General features: G+C 65.9%; 5 protein-coding genes. 4 read left to right on the forward strand and 1 reads right to left on the reverse strand.

Going from position 1 to position 5,365, the window contains the following annotated elements:
- The first annotated feature begins 238 nt into the window (after window positions 1-238).
- Window positions 239-586: a hypothetical protein gene (locus tag E2C06_RS40685; protein WP_165982888.1), complete on the forward strand. Its 348-nt coding sequence runs from the start codon at window positions 239-241 to the stop codon at window positions 584-586.
- Between the two features lie 199 nt (window positions 587-785).
- Window positions 786-1,502: a hypothetical protein gene (locus E2C06_RS35175; RefSeq protein ID WP_133293194.1), complete on the forward strand. Its 717-nt coding sequence runs from the start codon at window positions 786-788 to the stop codon at window positions 1,500-1,502.
- A 115-nt stretch (window positions 1,503-1,617) separates the two neighbouring features.
- Here E2C06_RS35175 and E2C06_RS35180 read toward each other — a convergent pair whose 3' ends face one another.
- Entirely contained in the window at window positions 1,618-1,860 is a 243-nt protein-coding gene (locus E2C06_RS35180) for a hypothetical protein (RefSeq protein WP_133293195.1), read from the reverse strand.
- Between the two features lie 739 nt (window positions 1,861-2,599).
- Between E2C06_RS35180 and E2C06_RS35185 the strand changes: the two genes are divergently transcribed.
- Both E2C06_RS35185 and E2C06_RS35190 read left to right on the forward strand, forming a co-directional pair.
- Window positions 2,600-3,838, forward strand: coding sequence for an ABC transporter substrate-binding protein (locus E2C06_RS35185; RefSeq protein WP_133293196.1), 1,239 nt, complete (start codon window positions 2,600-2,602; stop codon window positions 3,836-3,838).
- 254 nt (window positions 3,839-4,092) lie between these two features.
- Complete coding sequence (locus E2C06_RS35190) at window positions 4,093-5,073, forward strand: Bug family tripartite tricarboxylate transporter substrate binding protein (protein ID WP_133293197.1); 981 nt, start codon at window positions 4,093-4,095, stop codon at window positions 5,071-5,073.
- The last annotated feature ends 292 nt before the right edge of the window (window positions 5,074-5,365 follow it).

Below are 5,365 nucleotides of genomic sequence, written 5' to 3' on the forward strand. Positions count from 1 at the left end.
GCACATGCGCAGGCTATCGAAGCTGCCCGACCGCGTTCGCAGCTTCTTCGGGCACAAGACTTTTCGCTACGCCGCCTGATTCAAGATCGCCCAGGCCGGATCAATAAGCGGAAGTGAAACTCCAACAGGCACCTCTGCTGACTCCTGCTCGCCTCGGTATCGCCCGCTGGAGAGCGCAGGCCACTACTGGCGGAGGGCTACGCGGTCCGGGCAGCGGACATGTGGCGCCGACGATTTAATGATGCGGGTCGACGCCGCCATGGCGCAAAAGGAATGCGAGCTGATCAGCGAGCGCACCACGGCCGCGCTGGCGGCTGCCAAGGCGCGTGGGGCGGCGCTGGGTGGCGACAGGGGCCACCCAGTCGAGGGCCCCAGCGCCGCAGCAGCGGCCCGAGCAAGGCGCCTGGCGGCGGAGCGGGCCGCACACCGGCTGGCCCTAGAGATCGAGCGGCTGCGAACCGACGGCATCACTGGCCAGGCGGCGATCACACGAGCGCTGACCGAACGCGGGGTGCCAGCGCCAAGGGGTGGGGTAGCGTGGGCCCACACCACCGTGGCGCGGGTGCTGGTTAGGACCGAGGCCTAAACTTCGGGCGGCCGTCCTCGGCGCGATCAGCAAGCGACAACCTTATTGCCTCTGGCGCCATTGGAGATCCCGTTCACCTCAGCACGGAGGTCCGCTTGTGCGAACTGCCGGCTTCCAGCCTGACGTTCCGGTGGCGCCAGGGCACAACCAAGGCGCTCACAACGCGATTACAGCCCGGTCATGCGCGGGAGGATGTCTGATGAGCAAGGAGGTCGAGCCTAAACCCACTGCCTCGAAGTTCAGCATGGAGATGCTCAACAGCGCCGTCCAAACGCTCGCCATCGTCCTGGCCGGGGCTTGGGGCGTCTACACCTTCGTCTACGAGGCCAAGATCGCGCCGGGCCTCGCGCCCCCGAGCATGTCCGTCACAAGCACCCTAGAGAGGGTCGGCCAAAGGGGGGACCTCGTCGCCATCCGCTCGACAGTCACCCGGACCAACGTTGGCCAAGCCGAGGTTCGAGTCCTGGGCCTCACCTACAACGTCGTGGGCGTCAGGACGCGGTTCGGCGAGGCCTCCGTGGCAGGCGCGATGCCCGAGCAGCTTCCCAGGTCCAGCACGATCGCCCAGGCGAGGTACTACGACGAGCCCGAGGGCGGCGAGGTAATCCTGCGCCACGGGGTGCTGTTCGAAGGCGCCACCGCGCTGCCGAGCGAGCGGTCGGCCTTGAACCCCGGCGAGGCCGTCTCGCGCGACCTCATCTTCTACGCCGACCCGACCCGGTTCGACTCCATCCGGTTCCAGGTAGAGCTGTCGTACGCGAAGATGTCGGAGCCTCCCGTGGCGCTGGTCTTCAAGGCCGGCCGGGACGGGCGGATCGCGGCCGTCCCGGGTCTGGACTGCCATGCGGAGCCGTCGCGGTGCCGGGCCCTGGTCACGACCGACTTTGGCACGGAGTTCTCCCTCTGGCGACCTTGAGCCAATCCACTGTTCCCGCAAGGCATAGGACGCGAGGACGTAGCGAGCGAGCTTCTCGTAGGTGGCTGTTTACCACCGAGCGACGGTCGTTGGTCCGTGGTGAACACCCCTGTCGTCAGGCGATGCACCAGTCGGCGACGCCGAGGTCCTGCCGGTCGAACAGCTGCGTCCAGCTGTCCCTCGGCGCCTTGGCCTCGGGCTTGCGCGCGGTCCCCCGAATCATCTTGTCCAGCAGCTGCCCGACCAGCCCCAGGGCATCTACCTGGTCGTCGTGCTTGGCCGCCGGGAAGGTCAGCAGCTCGGCCTCAAATGCCTTCCGCCAGGGCGCGTGCCGCAGCAGGTGCTCGCCCTGCTGCATCCGTCTGAGCGCGCCTCCGTCGCCCCTGCCGCTGAGGGAGCTGGCTCGCAGGCTCACACGGTCCGCGGCTTCTGCGCTGGGTTGAAGAAGCACCAGGGCATCTTGGTCGCGGCCGTCGAGCGGGTTCGGCTGGTCGGGCCCGGCGATGAGGGTGCCAAAGGCAGCTAGACCGTGTACCGCGTCGCCGAGGTGGGCTGAGGCTTTGGGCCTCCCGAGCGTTCTTCCGCCCGCACTGCGCGGTGCTGGGGCTCTGGCAGCCAACGACAGCCTCCACGTCGTGATCGGCCGAAGTCTGACGTGCCGCCCCACTTCGGGCTATCAGGAGCGGCATGAGTAACACGTTGCTTCATCCAAATGGGGCGCTTGCTTCCGGGCCGGAATACGAGGTCAGGGTCAGGTACGTGGCCCGGCCGCCAGCTCCCTGGACGTGGACAATCCATATCGAGGGACATCCGGAGCCAGCCTATGTCTCGCCCGACCGTCACCGCAGTGCGGAGGAGGCTTGGGAGGCGGGGCGCACCGCACTCATGCGGCTGGTTCAGCGCTAACCCGGTGTCACTTCCCGAGCGGCCGGGACGGCCTCCGGCGTCGTTCGACAATCGCGGACCGCTGGGGTGCCTCGATCGTCCTGGAAGACGGGCTTCTTCCTTTGCCACCCCGTTGCGCGTACTGCGTTCGGGCGCGAGGGTGCGCCAACAAAGCAGCGGTATGGCTTGCAGCAGGGGAGCGGACGACAGTTATGACTGGAACGCGACGTGGATTACTGGCTGCGAGTGCAGCGCTCTCCGGCACCGGCCTATGGAGCAGCACGGCGTGGGCGCAGGCTGCACCAGTTCTACGCCTCGGCATCCTAGGTGACCTCTCCGGGCCCTACCGCGACCTCTCCGGCCTCGGCACGATGGCTTGCGTGAGGCAGGCCATCGCAGACTTCGCTGCCGCCGGTGCACCGCTGCAAGTGGAGGTGCTGCATGCTGACCACCAGCACAAGGCAGATGTCGGCGCAGCGATTGCCCGGCAGTGGTATGATCGCGAGGGAATCGACGCAATCCTCGAGGTGAACAACTCCTCCATCGCACTCGCTGTTGCCGACCTTGCCCGAGAGAAGGACAAGGTTTTCCTCGCTACTGGTCCGGCGACGGCCGATTTGCACGGAGCGCGCTGTGGCCCAAACCACGTCCACTGGACCTATGACACTTGGATGCTGGCCCATGGCGCCGGGACCGCGACGGTGCGGGCGGGCGGCGACAGCTGGTTCTTCCTGACCGCCGATTACGCCTTTGGCCATGCGTTGCAGCGCGACACGGCGCGGGCAGTGGAGGTGGCCGGTGGCAAAGTGCTTGGGCAAGCGCGCTATCCCTTCCCGCAGACCACCGATTATTCGTCCTTCCTACTGCAGGCGCAGGCCTCGCGCGCCAAGGTGCTTGGGCTCGCCAACGCCGGGACGGATACGGTGAACAGCGTCAAGCAAGCGCATGAATTCGGCCTGACGCGGCGGATGAAACTGGTGGGGCTACTCTGCTTGCTGGGCGACGTCCGCGCCATGGGCGCTGAGGCCGCGCAGGGCCTGCTGCTGACCGAGCCTTTTTATTGGGACCTCAACGATCGCACTCGAGCCTTCACGCAACGCGTGCTGCCAAAGATGCCGCCCAACATTTATCCAAGCACCAATCATGCTGGCGCCTACTCGGCGGTGCTGCACTACCTCAAGGCAGCAGCTGCCATGGGTCCAGCACAAGCGAAGGCCTCCGGCCGTGCTGCCATCGAGCAGATGAAGGCCTTGCCGACGGACGACGATTGCTTTGGTCCGGGGCGGGTTCGGGAGGACGGCCGCAAGATCCACCCTGTCTACCTGTTCGAGGTGAAGCCGCCCTCCGAGGTGAAGAGCGACTGGGACCTGTACCGCCTGACCGGGACTATCGACGCTGAGCAAGCTATGCGTCCGATGAGCGAGGGAGGTTGCCCGCTCGTACGGACCTGAGGCGCCTTTTTTGCACGGTGGTCCGGCAAGGACCCGCGCTTTCCAGCGGATCAATCAGCTCGGTCCGACAAAGATGCGCAAAAGGCAGCTACACCGTCGACTGCGTCACGTGATGGAACGACCCAGGCGGATGGCGTGGAGGTCCGAAACTCATTGAGATCTGATGGTATGGTTCTGAAGGTTGCCGCGAACAACTATGGCGCCCGGCGGAGTCCGGGCTGCCAGGCGGCGGCCCTGCTGGGAGGACACAATCAATGACCACGGTCTCCATCGGCCGTCGCTCCGCGCTCGGTACCGCGCTCGCCGTCACGACGCTCGCGTGCCCGGCTATTGGCCAGGGACGCTTCCCCAATCGCCCCGTCCGGTTCCTGATTCCTTGGGCGCCCGGTGGCACGCTCGACGGCTTCATGCGTCTGCAAGCAGAGCTGTTCCAGCAGGACACCGGCCAGACGCTGGTTATCGAGAACCGCCCCGGCGCCCGCGGCACGCTGGCCGCGCAGTTCCTGCTCAACCAGGCGCGGCCTAACGGCTACACCATCGCCCACCACCATCTCTCCGTGATCCGCCACCCCTTCCTGACGCGGCGGCCCACCTGGGATCCGGTGAACGACTTCACCTATATTATGCAGCAGACCGGCTTTGTCTTCGGCCACGTGGTGCACCCGGCATCTGGCTGGAACACGCTCGCTGACATGTTCGCTGAGGCACGCCGACGCCCGGGTGAACTCACCTACGGTACCTCCGGCATCGCCACCTCCAACCACCTGGCCATGGAGGAGCTCTGCGAGAAGGAAGGCGTGCAGATGACGCATGTGCCCTACCGCGGCACGTCGGAAAACATCACCGCCGTGCTCGCGCGGCAGCTGGACTGCATCGCTAACTCCAACTCATGGGCCCCGGTGGTCGAGACGGGACAGTTGCGGTTGCTCGCGGTCTGGACGAAAGAGCGACTGCGCAGCTTTCCCAATGTCCCGACGCTGCTCGAGCTTGGCTACGGCATGGTGGTGACCTCGCCTTACGGCGTAGCCGGACCCAAGGGCATGGATCCGGAGGTGGTCGAGACGTTGCACCAGGCATTCCGGAAGACGCAGTTCCATCCGCGAGTGCAGGAGTTCATGGCAACCAACGATATGCCAGACGAGTACCTTGGACCTGCTGACTACACTGCCTTCGCGCGCGAGCGCGCCGTGTACGAGCGGCGGATGGTCACCCGGCTCAATCTGTCCATCGACTGACCCGCAGACCGATCAGCCGACTACGTGATGGCAGGAAGGATTACGGAGTAGCCGGCCCGACCTATGCCTAACCCCTTTGAGGCCGCGGCGAGGGAATGTACAAGAGCGTGAGCAGTCGGCCACGATGCTGGCCAGTCGGAGCGGCAGCTACGGGACCCGTTAGCTGCCCTCCCACAAGCTTATTTTATTGATCCGGCCTGGGCGGTCTTGAAGGCGAGTAGGATCCGTCCAGGTTGGGGGCATGAAGCATGTGGACATGCGCAAGCTGCCGGCGGCGGCGCAAGAGGAACGT

This window comes from Dankookia rubra, assembly GCF_004355005.1.
Classification (GTDB): domain Bacteria; phylum Pseudomonadota; class Alphaproteobacteria; order Acetobacterales; family Acetobacteraceae; genus Paracraurococcus; species Paracraurococcus ruber_A.

Excerpts from the sequence above, each read along its gene's own strand:
- E2C06_RS35190 (WP_133293197.1), top strand. The coding sequence starts at position 4,093 with ATGACCACGGTCTCCATCGGCCGTCGCTCCGCGCTCGGTACCGCGCTC.
- E2C06_RS35180 (WP_133293195.1), bottom strand. The coding sequence starts at position 1,860 with ATGCAGCAGGGCGAGCACCTGCTGCGGCACGCGCCCTGGCGGAAGGCA.
- E2C06_RS40685 (WP_165982888.1), top strand. The coding sequence starts at position 239 with ATGATGCGGGTCGACGCCGCCATGGCGCAAAAGGAATGCGAGCTGATC.
- E2C06_RS35185 (WP_133293196.1), top strand. The coding sequence starts at position 2,600 with ATGACTGGAACGCGACGTGGATTACTGGCTGCGAGTGCAGCGCTCTCC.
- E2C06_RS35175 (WP_133293194.1), top strand. The coding sequence starts at position 786 with ATGAGCAAGGAGGTCGAGCCTAAACCCACTGCCTCGAAGTTCAGCATG.